This window comes from Rhodanobacter sp. ANJX3 (genome assembly GCF_014200755.1).
Taxonomy (GTDB): domain Bacteria; phylum Pseudomonadota; class Gammaproteobacteria; order Xanthomonadales; family Rhodanobacteraceae; genus Rhodanobacter.
This window is the reverse complement of record NZ_JACHCM010000006.1, coordinates 138,658-153,026: the sequence shown is the minus strand read 5'-3', so window position 1 is coordinate 153,026 and position 14,369 is coordinate 138,658. Positions and strand designations below refer to the sequence as shown.

General features: G+C 61.6%; 14 protein-coding genes and 1 tRNA gene. 2 read left to right on the top strand and 13 right to left on the bottom strand.

The window, feature by feature from the left end:
- Window positions 1–5: 5 nt before the first annotated feature.
- The 5 genes from HDE76_RS16550 to cyoA form a co-directional block, all read right to left on the bottom strand.
- Entirely contained in the window at window positions 6–788 is a 783-nt protein-coding gene (locus tag HDE76_RS16550; RefSeq protein ID WP_184509139.1) for an SURF1 family protein, read from the bottom strand.
- A gap of 29 nt (window positions 789–817) precedes the next feature.
- Window positions 818–1,228: a cytochrome o ubiquinol oxidase subunit IV gene (cyoD, locus tag HDE76_RS16545; RefSeq protein WP_179478785.1), complete on the bottom strand. Its 411-nt coding sequence runs from the start codon at window positions 1,226–1,228 to the stop codon at window positions 818–820.
- Window positions 1,225–1,866, bottom strand: a complete 642-nt coding sequence (gene cyoC, locus HDE76_RS16540) for a cytochrome o ubiquinol oxidase subunit III (protein WP_184509138.1) — start codon at window positions 1,864–1,866, stop codon at window positions 1,225–1,227. Before cyoC ends, cyoD begins: the two co-directional genes overlap by 4 nt.
- Window positions 1,859–3,832 (bottom strand): cytochrome o ubiquinol oxidase subunit I, encoded by a 1,974-nt coding sequence (cyoB, locus tag HDE76_RS16535; protein WP_343205729.1) that lies wholly within the window; start codon window positions 3,830–3,832, stop codon window positions 1,859–1,861. Before cyoB ends, cyoC begins: the two co-directional genes overlap by 8 nt.
- A 111-nt stretch (window positions 3,833–3,943) precedes the next feature.
- Entirely contained in the window at window positions 3,944–4,975 is a 1,032-nt protein-coding gene (cyoA, locus tag HDE76_RS16530) for a ubiquinol oxidase subunit II (protein WP_255481646.1), read from the bottom strand.
- A gap of 197 nt (window positions 4,976–5,172) precedes the next feature.
- On the opposite strand from cyoA, the gene HDE76_RS16525 reads away from it, so the two are divergent.
- Window positions 5,173–6,510 carry an MFS transporter gene (locus HDE76_RS16525; protein WP_184509134.1) on the top strand — a complete coding sequence of 446 codons (1,338 nt, stop codon included), beginning with the start codon at window positions 5,173–5,175 and terminating at the stop codon, window positions 6,508–6,510.
- A gap of 132 nt (window positions 6,511–6,642) precedes the next feature.
- Here the strand turns inward: HDE76_RS16525 and HDE76_RS16520 are convergent, their stop codons facing one another.
- The 7 genes from HDE76_RS16520 to dtd form a co-directional block, all read right to left on the bottom strand.
- Window positions 6,643–7,752: a sensor domain-containing diguanylate cyclase gene (locus HDE76_RS16520; protein ID WP_255481645.1), complete on the bottom strand. Its 1,110-nt coding sequence runs from the start codon at window positions 7,750–7,752 to the stop codon at window positions 6,643–6,645.
- Complete coding sequence (locus HDE76_RS16515) at window positions 7,749–7,919, bottom strand: hypothetical protein (protein ID WP_179478775.1); 171 nt, start codon at window positions 7,917–7,919, stop codon at window positions 7,749–7,751. Before HDE76_RS16515 ends, HDE76_RS16520 begins: the two co-directional genes overlap by 4 nt.
- A gap of 53 nt (window positions 7,920–7,972) precedes the next feature.
- Window positions 7,973–9,742 carry a hypothetical protein gene (locus HDE76_RS16510; RefSeq protein ID WP_184509133.1) on the bottom strand — a complete coding sequence of 590 codons (1,770 nt, stop codon included), beginning with the start codon at window positions 9,740–9,742 and terminating at the stop codon, window positions 7,973–7,975.
- A gap of 251 nt (window positions 9,743–9,993) precedes the next feature.
- Window positions 9,994–10,069 (bottom strand) — tRNA-Ile (locus HDE76_RS16505).
- 182 nt (window positions 10,070–10,251) lie between these two features.
- Window positions 10,252–10,407: a hypothetical protein gene (locus HDE76_RS16500; protein WP_221262458.1), complete on the bottom strand. Its 156-nt coding sequence runs from the start codon at window positions 10,405–10,407 to the stop codon at window positions 10,252–10,254.
- A 76-nt stretch (window positions 10,408–10,483) separates the two neighbouring features.
- The gene (gene rpoD / locus HDE76_RS16495) at window positions 10,484–12,358 is read right to left on the bottom strand and encodes an RNA polymerase sigma factor RpoD (RefSeq protein WP_179478769.1); all 1,875 of its coding nucleotides are present in this window, start codon (window positions 12,356–12,358) and stop codon (window positions 10,484–10,486) included.
- A gap of 167 nt (window positions 12,359–12,525) precedes the next feature.
- Window positions 12,526–12,966, bottom strand: coding sequence for a D-aminoacyl-tRNA deacylase (dtd, locus tag HDE76_RS16490; protein ID WP_179478767.1), 441 nt, complete (start codon window positions 12,964–12,966; stop codon window positions 12,526–12,528).
- 117 nt (window positions 12,967–13,083) lie between these two features.
- Here dtd and HDE76_RS16485 point away from each other — a divergent pair, with 117 nt between their 5' ends.
- Window positions 13,084–13,977, top strand: a complete 894-nt coding sequence (locus HDE76_RS16485; protein ID WP_179478765.1) for a lipid A biosynthesis acyltransferase — start codon at window positions 13,084–13,086, stop codon at window positions 13,975–13,977.
- 48 nt (window positions 13,978–14,025) lie between these two features.
- Here the strand turns inward: HDE76_RS16485 and HDE76_RS16480 are convergent, their stop codons facing one another.
- On the bottom strand, window positions 14,026–14,361 hold the full coding sequence (locus HDE76_RS16480; RefSeq protein WP_179478763.1) for a tetratricopeptide repeat protein: 336 nt from the start codon (window positions 14,359–14,361) through the stop codon (window positions 14,026–14,028).
- Window positions 14,362–14,369: the final 8 nt, after the last annotated feature.

The following is a 14,369-nucleotide window of genomic DNA, read 5'->3' as shown; positions in this document are numbered from 1 at the left end:
TGTCGTCAGCGCGCGTCGATGCGCGCTGCACGATGTTGTTCGCGAAGCCGCCGTTCCTCGCGCCACACGTGGCGGGCCGCCAGCACCACCATCAGCGCCAGCAGGTACCAGGTGATCGCGTAAACCAGGTGGTTATTGGGGAACGAGATCACGGTGAGGCCGCCGACCGGTTCATCGTTGCCATGGCTGCCGGCGGCACTGGCGTCGGCATCGACGAAGTAGGGCGCAACGTGCGAGAGGCCGCGAGCTGCGGCGATGGCCTGCACGTCACGCGAAAACCAGCGGTTGGCCGCAGGCTCGTTCGCACGCAGAAAACGGCCGTGCGGTTCGCTCAGGCGCAGCAGGCCGGTGATCGTGACAGGATTTGTCTGGGCGGACGACGTGTCCGGCTTCCAGTGGGGCGGAATAAAGCCGCGGTTGATCAGCACCACGCTGCCATCGCTCATTTGTAGTGGAGTCAGCAGCCAGAAACCGACGCCGAGATCGGTACTTGCCTGCACGCGCGTGGATCGGTCGTTGAGCAAGCTACCCGTCAATTGCACGTGCCGGTATTCGTCGCCGGCGGCGGTCACGGTTGGCCATTGCGCCGGTGCCGGCGCGGCGACGGGTGGCGCATGTACGCGCTGGTCGACCCGGGCGATCAGGTCGAGCTTCCACGCGCGGCGATACACCTGCCACGTGCCCAACCCAAGCAGGCCGACGAAAAGAATGATCCCAAGCAGGGACAGAAAAAACAGCGCGGCCCCACTACGGGGGCCGCGCTCAACAACGTTGGATGTGGCGTTCATCGGCAGTCATGCGAGCGCAGGACGCGCGCTCAGGGCATGTTTTGCATCTGCTGTTCCATCATCGACGGCATCATGTTGTGATTCAGGTGATACATCACCCAGATCGAACCGCTCAGCGTGATGACGACCAGCACGATGGTGAAAATCAGCGCCAGCAAGGTCCAGCCACCCTCGGATTTCGAGTTCATGTGCAGGAAGTAGATCATGTGCACCACGATCTGCACGGCAGCGAACGCCAGTATCACCAGCGCGGTCATGCCTGAGGTGTGCAGGCCGCCGCTCATCACGATCCAGAACGGAATCGCGGTAAGGATGACCGACAGGATGAAGCCGGTCATGTAGCCCTTGAGCGTGCTGTGGCCGGCACCGGTGTCGTGATGGTTGTGCCCGTGATTGTCCGGGTGGCCTTCCTGCGGAATGAGGTCGGTATGCGTGCTCATTTCAGCACTCCCATCAGATAGACAAAGGTGAACACGCCGATCCAGACCACGTCGAGGAAGTGCCAGAACATCGACAGGCACATCAGCCGGCGCTTGTTTTCCGTCGTGAGGCCGAGCTTGCCGGTCTGCACCATCAGCGTGATCAGCCAGACGATGCCGAAGGTGACGTGCAGTCCGTGCGTGCCGACCAGGGTGAAGAACGACGACAGGAACGCGCTGCGCTGCGGGCCGTTGCCTTCGTGAATCAGATGCAGGAACTCGTACATCTCCAGGCTGAGGAACGCCAGGCCGAACAGTCCGGTGATGCCCAGCCATACGAGCATCGGACGCAGGCGGTTGCGCTGCATTTCCAGAATGCCGAAGCCGTACGTGATCGACGACAGCAGCAGCATCGAGGTATTGAGCGCGACCAGCGGCAGCTCGAACACGTCCGCACCGGACGGGCCGCCCGCGTAGCTGCGGCCCAACACGCCGTAGACGGCGAACAGGCAGGCGAAGATCAGACAGTCGCTCATCAGGTACATCCAGAACCCCAGCAGGGTGCCGTTCTCCGAATGATGTTCGTGCGTGAGATGAAACTGCAGCGGCCCCGAAGCATGGGCGTCGCTGGCGATGGCGTGGGCGTGGGTATCAGACATGGTTGGCTAACAGCGTGGTGCGGGCTGCCTCGGTACGGACGACTTCGTCGGCCGGAATATGGAAGTCGCGCTTGTAGTTGAAGGTATGGCCAATGGCAACGGCGAGCAGGGCAACGAAGGACACGATCATCAGTGCCCACATGTGCCAGATCATGGCGAAGCCGAACAGCGCGCTGAGGCCACCGAGAAAGATGCCTGCGGCCGTGTTCTTGGGCATATGGATGGCGATGAAGCCTTCGGTCGGACGCTTGTAGCCGGCGTGCTTCATCTGCCACCACGCGTCGACCTCGTGCACCAGCGGGGTGAAGGCAAAGTTGTACGACGGCGGCGGTGACGAGGTCGCCCATTCCAGCGTGCGCCCGTCCCACGGATCGCCGGTGACGTCGCGCAATTGCTCGCGGCGGCGAAAGCTCACGTAGAACTGGATCAGCATGGAGACGATGCCCAGCAGCACCAGGAACGCACCGAAGGCGGCAATCTCGAACCAGATCTGCAGCGATGGATCGTCGAAGTGGCTCAGGCGGCGGGTCACGCCCATCAAGCCCAGCACGTACAGCGGCATGAAGGCGAAGTAGAAACCGGTGATCCAGAACCAGAACGAGCACTTGCCCCAGAACTCGTCCAGCTTGAAGCCGAAGGCCTTCGGGAACCAGTAGTTGATGCCGGCAAACAGACCGAACAGCACGCCGCCGATGATCACGTTGTGGAAGTGCGCGATCAGGAACAGGCTGTTGTGCAGCACGAAGTCCGCCGGTGGCACCGCCAGCAGCACGCCGGTCATGCCGCCGATGGTGAACGTCACCATGAAGCCGATCGTCCACAGCATCGGCACCGAGAAGGTGATGCGTCCGCGGTACATGGTGAACAGCCAGTTGAAGATCTTCGCACCCGTGGGTATCGAGATGATCATCGTGGTGATGCCGAAGAACGAGTTGACGCTGGCGCCCGAACCCATCGTAAAGAAGTGATGCAGCCAGACCAGATAGGCCAGCACGGTGATCACGATCGTGGCGTAGACCATCGAGGTGTAGCCGAACAGGCGCTTGCGGCTGAAGGTGGAAGTGACCTCGGAGAAGATGCCGAACGCCGGCAGAATCAGGATGTATACCTCGGGGTGACCCCAGATCCAGATCAGGTTGACGTACATCATCGCGTTGCCACCGAGCGTGGTGGTGAAGAAGTTGGTGCCGACGTAGCGGTCCAGCGAGAGCAGCGCCAGCACCGCGGTCAGCACCGGGAAGGCAGCGACGATCAGCACGTTGGTGCACAGTGCGGTCCACACGAACATCGGCATCTTCATCAGGCTCATGCCGGGCGCACGCATCTTGATGATGGTGACCAGCAGGTTGATACCCGACAGCAGGGTTCCGACACCGGCGATCTGCAAGGACCAGATGTAGTAGTCGACTCCCACGTCGGGACTCGCCGCTATCCCCGACAGCGGCGGATAGGCCAGCCAGCCGGTGCGGGCGAACTCGCCGACGAACAGCGACAGCATCACCAGCACGGTGCCGGCTGCGGTCATCCAGAAGCTGAAGTTGTTGAGGAACGGAAACGCCACGTCGCGCGCACCGATCTGCAGCGGAATCACGAAATTCATGATGCCGGTGATCAGCGGCATCGCCACGAAGAAGATCATGATCACGCCGTGCGCGGTAAACACCTGGTCATAGTGTTCCGGCGGCAGAAAGCCGTTGTTCGCCCCGAACGACATGGCCTGCTGCGCGCGCATCATGATGGCGTCGGAGAAGCCGCGCAGCAGCATCACCAGACCCAGCACGATGTACATGATGCCGATTTTCTTGTGGTCGATGCTGGTGAACCATTCGTGCCACAGATAGCCCCACAGGCGGTTGTAGGTGATGACAGCCACCAGCGCCAAACCGCCCAGCATGACGGCGATCATGGTGCCCAGCACGATCGGTACGTGCAGGGGCAACGCCTCCCAGGTCAGCCGGCCGAAAATCAGTTTTACGGGATCGAGGTGATCAAACATCTTCTGCACCAAAACTTGAAACATCAGGACAACGGGCGCTCGATGGATAAGCGCGCGATAAAAAAGCGCGGTCGCCGAAGCTCACCGCGGGCTGCCTGCCGGCGCCGGAGCGGGTGAGCTTTTCGGTTCGTTGGCGGTGTGCATGCTGGACATATCCATGCCGGCCATGGCGTCGTCGCTGCTGTCCGAACCGCTATGGGCAGCGGTGGCGTGTTCGCCCGCCGCTTCGAGCGTCTTGCCGTGGGACGGTTCGCCCATCATGTTGTCGGCACACGACTGTCCGGGGGCGACACAGTTCATCATGATGGCGTCGTACAAACGTGGATCGACGCTGGAATAGAAGTGAACCGGCTCGCGCTCGCTCGGTTCGGCCAGGCGCAGATAGGTGTCGCGATCCAGGCTGTCGGCACTTTTTTGAGCCTTGGCAACCCAGGCATCGAAGTCCTGTTCGCTCATGCCGTGAAACTTGAAGTGCATGCCGGAGAACCCATCGCCACTGAAATTGGCGGAAAACCCGTCGTACACGCCGGCTTTATTGATCACGGCGCTGAGCTTGGTTTCCATGCCCGGCATCGCGTAGATCTGTCCGGCCAGTGACGGAATGAAGAACGAGTTCATCACGGTGCTGGCGGTGATCTTGAACTGAATCGGCCGATCTACCGGCGCAGCCAGCTCGTTGACCGTGGCGATGCCCTGTTCGGGGTAAAAGAACAGCCATTTCCAGTCCAGCGCCACCACTTCGACCGTCAGCGGCTTGACGTCGGTGGTCACCGGCTTGCTCGCCGAAATGCGGTCCAGCGAACGGAAAGGGTCCAACTTGTGTGTGCTGACCCAGGTCAATGCGCCCAGCGCGATGATGATCAGCAGCGGCGCCGACCACACCACCAGCTCGAGCATGGTCGAGTGATGCCATTCGGGATCGTAGGACGCATCCTTGTTTTTGGCCCGGTAGCGCCAGGCGAACACAAGCGTCAGCGCGATGACCGGGACGACGATGAGCAGCATCAGTCCCAGCGAGATGATGATCAGATCGCGCTGCTGCAGCGCAATGTCGCCTTCGGGATGCAGCAGCACGGCATGGCAGCCCGCCAGCAGGGCGAGGGCGGGTAGCAACAACAGTCCGCGGAGGTATTTTTTGAGGGGCATTGCGTCGGACTAAACTGTCTGGGGATACGTAAAAAGGTACACTCGTTGCTGCAATGCAGGAATAGGACACTTTGTCCTATGGCGGCGCTACAGCTTGAATGCGATGCTCTGCAACGAGCGTAGTATATCGCTGTCGCAACATACGTCCCGAACCGAGCAAGCCGATGTCGAGCATTCTCCAACAACACCCTGACCCGTCCGCTCCTATCGCGGACTACGACGCCGGTGAGGTCCCTGCAGGCCACTCCAAGGTGGCCCCTGGCGAAATCGCCGTAGGCGTCGTGATCGGCCGCACCTCGGAGAACTTCGACTTCTTCGTTTTCGGCATCGCCTCGGTGATGGTTTTCCCGTCGGTATTTTTTCCGTTTGCCAGTCGCCTCGATGGCACGCTGATGTCGTTCGCGATTTTCGCGATGGCCTTTATCGCGCGTCCTATCGGCACCACGCTGTTCATGGATATTCAGCGTCGCATGGGCCGCGGCTTCAAGCTCACTCTGGCGCTGTTCCTGCTCGGCACATCGACCGTGGGCATGGCCTTTCTGCCCAGCTACAGCGTGCTCGGCGGCGGCGCTATCGTGCTGCTGGCGTTCTTTCGGCTGCTGCAGGGCTTCGCTCTCGGCGGCTCGTGGGATGGATTGCCCTCCCTGCTGGCGCTCAACGCGCCCGCCGCGAAACGCGGCTGGTACTCGATGCTGGGCCAGCTCGGCGCGCCGATCGGATTCATGATCGCCGGCGCGCTGTTCCTGTTCCTGCACGGCAATCTCTCCAACGACGATTTCATGGACTGGGGCTGGCGCTATCCGTTTTTCGTCGCCTTCGCCATCAACGTGGTGGCGCTGTTCGCCCGTCTGCGGCTGGTGCTGACCGAGGAATACACGCAGCTGCTGGAAGAAGGCAATCTGGAGCCGATCGGTATTACCGAAATGCTGCGGGCGCAGGGTTACAATCTTTTCATCGGTGCTTTTGCGGCGTTGGCCAGCTACGCGCTGTTCCATCTGGTCACGGTGTTTCCGCTGTCGTGGATCGCGCTCAATGCCACGCAAACGCTCGACAGCGTGCTGATCGTGCAGATCATCGGCGGCGCCTTGGGCGTGCTGGGCACCATCGCCTCCGGCATGCTGGCCGACCGCTTCGGCCGACGCAATACGCTGGGCACATTGGCAGTGGTGATCGGCATCTTTGCCCTATTCGCGCCGTGGCTGCTCGGCGGTGGTCCGGCTGCGCAGGACGCGTTCATCCTGATCGGCTTTGCGCTGCTGGGCATCTCGTACGGTCAGGCCTCCGGTACGGTGACGGCGAATTTCCTTGCCCGTTTCCGCTACACCGGCGCGGCGCTTACCTCCGACTTCGCCTGGCTGATCGGCGCCGCCTTTGCGCCACTGGTGGCCCTGAGCCTATCGGTCAAGTTCGGACTCGCCGCGGTCAGCGTCTATCTGATATCCGGTGCTGCCTGCACGCTGGTTGCTCTCAGGATCAACCGCGCATTGGAGTCGCGCGATTGAGTGACTAGGGTCCGTCGCGTCGTGGATCGAGGGCCGAGCGCGGTTTCCGCGATATGCACGCGACGATCCACTCGCCATCGGTTCACCGCCACCCGTCGGCTTTTGACTGAGGTGCGCTACCCAGAGAAGCTGCTAATGGAGAATGCCGGTGTCCCTGCGCGCACGCTTGGCGACGTACATGGCAGCATCGGCTTGGGCGAGTAAGGCTGCCGCATCCCGGGCATCCGGCGCAGCGATGATCAAGCCGGCGCTTAGGCCGGCGCAATCGACGACTTGATCGTCCCAATGGAATTGCCCGGTGCCCACGGCCTGAAGCTTGGCGCCAAGCCGCTTCGCCATGGCTTTCGCAGCGCTGCGGGCGACCGTGGCAAGCACCACGAATTCATCGCCGCCGAGGCGTGCCACGAAGTCACTCGATCGAACCGCGCCCTGGATGCGGGCTCCGATAGCGACAAGAAGACGGTCGCCCGTGTCGTGCCCGTATTGGTCGTTGACGGCCTTGAAGCGATCCAGGTCGATAAACGCTACGATCAACGCCTGGTCGCTCAACGCCGTCGAGGCGATGCGTTTCCCCATCTCACTCATCAAGGCGCGTCGATTCGGCAGCTGGGTGATGGCGTCCGTCAACGAGTTGATGGTCAGTATTTCGTTGGCTTTCAACAATGCCAGCACCAGCTTCTCGCGCTCGATCTGTTGGGCGATAAGGATCGAGAACATTTGCAGCACCTGCTCGGCTCCTTCAGCGATGGGCTTGCGTCGATCGCTGGCTGCGCACAGCGTGCCGTAAAGAGCGCCATCGTGGGTACGCACCGCCGTGCTGGCATAGGTAGAAATGCCCAACTCCCTAGCTGCGTCATGGTCGCCCCAGCGTAGGGCGACATCATCGGTATAGGAGCACTCTTCCTCCAGCGCCCGTTTGCACAAGGTGGATTCCCAAGGAACCGATATGCCTTCGGGAATTCGCAGGCGCTGCGTATTGCGCGCAAACAGAACATGCTGAACGCCCGCAGCTTCATCGATGGTCGTGAGATAGGTGGACTCAAGGCCAGTGACGGCTTCCAGCATTTCCAGCAAGGGTCGCACCAGCTCTTCCAGCGTGTGCGCACGAGCCATCGACACTGCGAGCTTGCCGACAAAATCAAATGTTTGCGGCTTGGACCGTGCCGTTTTCATCATCGCAGTGCGCATCGCCAGCGTCGGATAGAGGGAAGTAAAAAAATCCCCGCCAGAATGCCATTTCATCTGCTAAATGCGAAAGTGGCGCCGCATTGCAATGTTTTTTGCATGGCCAACAACACGGTGCTGGCTATAGCAAGCAATGAGTGCTGATCGCTGACGCGGGCCGCATGGGGTTCCGCATGATTATGTATTTCTTGCAAAAGTTGGCTAAAGCCCTGGCGTTCACTCATAGCGGGGCTCATGCTGAATATGATGTCGGCCGAATGTCTGCAGCGGCCGATAGCTAGAGCGCGATGACGCTGCTGCCAGCGCCCTGCAAATACGACGTGGCAAAGACAGGGTGTTGGGAGTGGCGGTCGGCATGCTGTGCTCGCGCAAACGCCAGCAGTGCATCCGCAGAAACAGGTATCGCCCCATCCGCCGCCGCCGATATGTCGCCAGCGGTATAGGCATCCGTCGGCACGCCGAAGGACGCGCGCAAAGCCAGTGAGTCGCCCTGGTCGGCGGCGATACGCTTGCGGATAACGAGATAGCTTTCGGTCACTTCGCGGTCTCGCGGTAAGCCCGATGAATCCAGGCGATCCAGCAACATGCCTGCCAGCGCCGACTGGTTCGTGGCCATGGCCTCCTCTGCCGCATGCACCACGCATATCAGGCAGGGTGATTTGTGCGTCAGCAGCTCATCGACCATGCCGCTCGCCGCCGCGTAGGCCTGGTGATCGATATAAGCACTAAGCAGACTCTCCTGTGCCTGCGTGGAGTCGGGGTATTCGAGATAGGCCCACTGCCATCGCATCACGTCCGACGACCACAGCGGTACCGTGGCGCGCACGTTGGCGAGCGAAGCGAATATCCACAAAGCAAGCGTGCCGAAGGCCGCCATTCTCAGCAATGGCCGTCCCCGCACCAAAGGCGCTGCCTGCGCGAGCACAAGAGGAAGCAGGCCGCACGCGAGGGCGAGAGCGGTCATCGCGTAGCGTTCATGGTAAAGGCTCGCGTCGAACTTCACCGGCACAATGTGCAGCACCGATAGCAGTGAAAACATCGCGACCAGCAGCAGTGTCCCAAACGCTTGACGCCGAAGCATCAGCACAATGGCCGCGCCCACCAGTCCTATGGCGGTGATGTCGGTGGCCATGCTCGCCACAGTCAGGGTGCGAAATTGATCAACCTCAACCGGATGAATCGGGTTCAACCCTGTCATCGGCCACAGCAGCATCCGCAGGTAATGTACGAGCAGATAGCTCACCTCCTGGATTCGTCCAAGCGCCCCCAGGGAACGCCCTTCCGTTGCCTGGACCAAGTGCCCGAGGTAATGGTGACGAAAGGCGAGATACGTAGCGCCAGCCAGCAATAAGCCGCCGTATACGGGCGCATTGGCCTCGATCAATGCACGCAGGCGCGCAACGGTGCTTTTCCCGACACCGTATCCGATCAATAGCCAATCCAAGGCGAACAGAACCAGCGGAAATGAAACGGCCGACTCCTTGCAGCATGCCGCCAAAAAAAAGCACAGGGAAACGGCGGCGACTCGCAGCCACAGTTTCCGGAACGTGATGTGCGCCAGCAGGGCAAGCAGGGTGAACGTCGTCATCGCGAGGTCGTACTGACACCCGATCCACGACACGGGCTCGATCAGCAGCGGATGCACGGCATAGATCAGCATCGGCATAACCGCGACCCGCCAGGAAAGATGGCCCAAAATCAGCTCCGACAAACGCATCGCAAGCAGTCCGACCAGAACCACGTTCAACGCATGAATAGCCAGAGAGACGGCGTGCATAGGCCCCGGCTGGAAGGCGAATAGGTGCAGTTCCAGGCTGAAAAGCGCCATCACCAGCGGTCGAAAATAGGTCGCGAAGCCGTTTGTCTGTCCGATCAGCAGCGGCCGCCAGGGATCGGCGCTACGCGCCGAAATGCTGGTGAGCGAATCCAGCAGTTCGTCCCAAGCGAAGTCGGCATGCATGACGGGCCAATACAGCGCCAGCAGCGCGACAAGCAGCGGTAGCGCGACCACGCAGAAAATGTCTCGCTGGGATAGCTGTTTGATCATCGGGACAGGCACGCGCGGAGGGTGTGGCATCACATGGGTCTAGCAAGAACCATGCGAGCTTGACCGAATTTACGTCGATAACGCGGGAAAGTGTTCGATCGGCGCCCGGAGAGCGGTTTTACGACGCGCCCAGTGCTGAGCGTCCATTCGGAGGTCCCGATAGTGTCCAACGGGTTTTCCGCTGTCCAGGCCAGCGATAAGTCGATCAGAACCTTGGATCGCTGCACCGCGGCCATCGAATAGGCGGCGGATGGTGGGCCCACGAGGACTCGAACCTCGAACCAAAGGATTATGAGTCCTCTGCTCTAACCATTGAGCTATAGGCCCCTGCGGGGTGGCAAGTGTAACCAATGCGGACGGAAACGACGATGGGCGGGTGCCGCCGCGGGTCATCTTGGGGACGTTGTCTGCACATCGCAAACAGCTACTATGGCGCATCGGTCGCGAGGCCGCACACGCATGGCGTGGCCCATGTTCAACGAACGGAGTTTGAAGAATCTATGAAGCGTTTACTGATTGCCGGTTTGATCGCTTTTGGCGTGCTGGTAGCGGCGCCTGCCATGGCACAGGTTGTGCACCATCCCGTGCATCATGTGGTGCATCACCGGCCGGTTCATCACCGCGTCGTGCACCATCGTCCGCCGCCGCGCCGCCATGTAGTGCACCACCCGGTTCGGCACTGACCGACAGAAAGAAAACGCCCGCAATGCGGGCGTTTTCTTTTCAGGCGATAGCGATGTGTTATTCCACGTCGAGGAACGAGCGCAGCTGTTCCGAACGGCTGGGGTGACGCAGTTTGCGCAGGGCCTTGGCTTCGATCTGGCGGATGCGCTCACGGGTGACGTCGAACTGCTTGCCGACTTCTTCCAGTGTGTGATCGGTGTTCATGTCGATGCCGAAGCGCATGCGCAGAACCTTGGCCTCGCGCGGGGTCAGGCCGGCGAGCACGTCGCGCACCGTTTCCATCAGGCCGGTTTCGGTGGCCGAATCGATCGGCGAGCTGGCGTTGCTGTCCTCGATGAAATCACCCAGATGCGAATCCTCATCGTCGCCAATCGGGGTCTCCATCGAGATCGGCTCCTTGGCGATCTTCAGCACCTTGCGGATCTTGTCCTCGGGCATCTCCATTTCCTTGGCCAGTTCTTCCGGCGTGGCCTCGCGGCCGAACTGCTGGAGCATCTGGCGGGAAATGCGGTTGAGCTTGTTGATCGTCTCGATCATGTGCACCGGGATGCGGATGGTACGGGCCTGATCGGCGATCGAGCGGGTGATGGCCTGACGAATCCACCACGTCGCATAGGTGGAGAACTTGTAGCCGCGACGGTATTCGAACTTGTCCACCGCCTTCATCAGGCCGATGTTGCCTTCCTGGATCAGGTCGAGGAACTGCAGGCCGCGGTTGGTGTATTTCTTGGCGATGGAGATGACCAGGCGCAGGTTGGCCTCGACCATTTCCTTCTTGGCACGACGGGCCTTGGCCTCACCGCTGGCCATGGCGCGGTTGATGTCCTTGATGTCGATCAGCGGCAGGAACAGCTTGCGCTCGATGGTGGCGAGTTTTTCCTGCTCGGCGTCGATGGTCTCGCGGTGATTCTTGATGTTCGGCGACCACTTCTGACGCTTGCGGCCCAGCTCGGCGGCCCACTCGAGGTTGCCCTCGTTGCTGGGGAAGGTCTTGATGAATTCGGCCTTGGGCATCTTCACCTGCTTGACGAAGATGTCCATCAGCACGCGCTCGTGGTGGCGGATGTCGTTGACCACTTCGCGCAGCTTGCGCACGAAACCGTCGATCAGCGCGGACGGCAGCTTGAGCTTGAGGAACTCCTCGGCCATCTGGTCGCGCAGCTTGACGATTTTCTTGTCGGTGATGCTGGCGGCTTTCGGCGCGGCTTTCTGGAACTTGCCGTAGTAGTCGCGCAGCAGTTCCATGCGGCGCTTCACTTCTTCCGGATCGGGACCGGTCGGGCCGGCTTCTTCCTCGTCCACGGCGGTGGTTTCGTCGTCGTCGACTTCGGCCTCGTCAGCCGGATCGGGCTCGGGCAGCAGCAGCGCGGCGGCTTCCTTTTCCTTGCGGGCGAGATCGGCGGCTTCCTCCAGATCGAGGAAGCCGGCCAGAATTTCGCTGAGGCGGCGCTTGCCGTCCAGGTGCTGGTCGTATTCTTCCAGCAGCAGCTCGATGGTCAGCGGGAAGCTGGCCAGTGCCGTCTGCACCTGACCCAGACCCTCCTCGATGCGCTTGGCGATGGCGATTTCGCCCTCGCGCGTCAGCAGCTCGACCGTACCCATCTCGCGCATGTACATGCGCACGGGGTCGGTGGTGCGGCCCACTTCGGCGTCGACGGCCGAGAGCAGCGCCACGGCCTCTTCGGCGGCGGCTTCGTCGTCGGTGCTGCTGCCGGCCTTGTCGGCCAGCGGATCGGCATCCGGCGCGGCGTCATGCACTTCGATGCCGACGCCCTTGAGCACCGCCATGATGTCTTCGATCTGCTCCGGATCGACGATGTCGTCGGGGAGGTGATCGTTGATTTCCGCGTACGTCAAATAGCCCTGCTCCAGACCTTTGGAGATGAGCGCTTTGATTTCAGACTGTTGCTCGTGGGGAGCTTTGCTATTCATTAACCGACCGCCGCGGGGTTCAAGAACCGGACATTATAACGATGTGATGCTTTTTTGACCAGTTTTCAAGTGAAAAAATTTAATGCGAACAAGCATTTGGCCAGGCAAAAATCGCGCCATATGAGCGATGTGGGCCTATTTTGAAAGACTGCGCCGAGCCGGTGCGTCTAGTTCGTATCGAGCCAGAAAGTGACCGGTCCGTCGTTGACGAGCTGCACCATCATATGGGCGCCGAAGCGACCGGTTTCCACCCCTGGATGCGCAACTTTGGCCAGTTCCACCAAGCGGTCGAACCAGTGTCGCCCGTGTTCGGGTGGCGCCGCGCGCGTGAAGCTGGGGCGCATGCCGGAGCGGGTGTCGGCCGCCAGGGTGAACTGACTGACCAGTAGCAGACCGCCGCCGGTGTCCGTGAGCGAGCGATTCATCCGACCGCTGTCGTCGGCGAAGACGCGATAGCCCAGCAGCCGTTCCAGCATTCGCCGGGCCTGGGCTTCGCCATCGTCCGGCTGCACGGCCACCAGGGCAAGAAGCCCCGCATCGATGCGGCCGACAAGTTCATCGGCCACGTCGACGCGGGCGGATTGGACGCGCTGGATCAGGGCAATCATGCGGGCGGTTTGATCGAAGGTGTTTCGAGCTTAAAGCCGCACGGCGATCGGCGGAAGCGCGAGCGTCCAGCTGTCGTTTCTGGGGTCAGACGAAGCGCGCTCCCGTAAACTGTGCGGATGCGTGCCGACATGATCCTCGTTTATTTCCTCCTGCGCCTCATCGGCCAGCTGCCTCTTCGTGTGCTGCACCGCATCGGCAGCGGGCTGGGCCGACGGGTGTTGAGACGCAACAACCGCACGGTGCAGAACACCGCGGTGAATCTGCGCATCGTGCGGCCGGAGCTGGATGACGCCGCACAGGCGGCCCTGCTGCGCGAGGTGATGATCGAGAGCGGCAAGTCGGTGGTCGAACTGGCGAAAATCTGGGGCGGCGGCGCGGAGCGCGCGCTCGAGCTGATTCGCGAAGTACGCGGCGAGGCCCTGCTCGACGCGGCCTTGGCCACCGGCAAGGGCGTGATCATCGCCGCGCCGCATCTGGGCTGCTGGGAATTGCTCAATTACTGGCTGTGCCGCAAGACGCCGATGGCGATTCTTTATCGCCCGCCTCGCGTAGCGGCCGTGGAGGGCCTGCTGCGCAAGGTGCGTGGCGCGTTGGCACCCGAGCAGGTGCGAGCCGATGGCGCGGGCGTGCGCACGCTGTACAAGCGGCTTGCTGCGGGCCGCACGGTAGGCATTTTGCCGGACCAGAAGCCGCGTGCCGGCGAGGGCGAGTTCGCGCCCTTCTTCGGCCGGGATGCGCTGACTATGGTGCTGCTGCCGCGACTGGCGGCACGCACCGGGGCAACGGTACTGTTTGCCTTTGCCGAGCGGCTGGCGAACGGCGCGGGGTATCGCGTGCATCTGCTGCCGGCGCCGGGGACGATCACGGATGCCGATCTTACCGTCGCCTGCGCGGCACTGAATCAGGGCGTGCAGAACTGCGTCGAGCTTGCCTTTGCGCAGTACCAGTGGCAGTACAAGCGTTATTCGGCGGACGATCGTCCAAGTCCGTATGACAAGGAAAACGGTTGAGCGCGGCGCGCCGATAATCGACTCAAGGCCGCCGTTCGCCGGTTCGCGTTAACGTTCCGGCGGCTTGGTTTTTTCCAGCCGACGCAGGAACACGGCCATCTCTTTTTCGGCCTGCTTATCGCCGCGTTTTGCCGCGGCAACCATCCCGCTGCGCCACGCTTCGGCTGCCGCCTCCGGCTCGGCTGCATCCAAGCAAGCTTTGCCCAACAGCTTCCAAGCGGCCGAGTAGGTCGGGTCAAACGCGACGGCGCGTCTCAATTCATCCATCGCTGCACGGGTGTCGCCATCACCCAGCAGCGCGCTGCCCAGCGAAAAACGCAGCAGCGCGCCGTCGCGTGGGCCGCCGCACTGCAGGCGCAGGCTGGCAATGCGTTCTTCATTCATCAGCGCGA